Origin of the sequence: Corallococcus sp. CA041A, assembly GCF_003612075.1 — a bacterium.
Lineage (GTDB): Bacteria > Myxococcota > Myxococcia > Myxococcales > Myxococcaceae > Corallococcus > Corallococcus exiguus.
The window spans coordinates 1-418 of sequence record NZ_RAWF01000708.1 but is presented as its reverse complement, the minus strand read 5'-3'; the positions used below and the strand labels follow the sequence as shown (position 1 = coordinate 418).

Here is a 418-nt window from a genome sequence, read left to right as displayed (position 1 = left end):
ATCCTGCAGGCTATGCGCGCGTTGTTGGCAGCGCAGCCCGGCATTGCACCCGACGCCATCACAGAAGAGATGCTGGCGCCGTACATGGCGCTGTCCTATGCGCCGGAGCCGGACCTGTTCATCCGCACCGGTGGCGAGCAGCGCATCAGTAACTTTCTGCTGTGGCAGCTTGCCTATTCCGAGCTGTACTTCACCGATCGCTACTGGCCGGATTTCGATGCCGCAGAGCTCGATCGCGCTTTTGCGTGGTATCGCAACCGCGAGCGCCGCTTTGGACGCACCAGCGCGCAGCTCGACCCCGATGTTCCCCCCGCGCTGTCCGCCGGAGCCTGACACATGCTGCTGACTCGCGTCATTACCGCTGTCTGCCTGCTGATTGTCATCCTGCCCATTTTGTTTTTCGCGCCGCCCGCCGGCC

The 418-nt window shown here is 63.4% G+C and carries 1 protein-coding gene; it reads left to right on the top strand.

The features are described 5' to 3' along the window. Nucleotides 1-333: undecaprenyl diphosphate synthase family protein (locus D7V77_RS42765; RefSeq protein ID WP_147452395.1), on the top strand; the 333-nt coding region annotated here is incomplete at its 5' end. Nucleotides 334-418 lie beyond the last annotated feature (85 nt).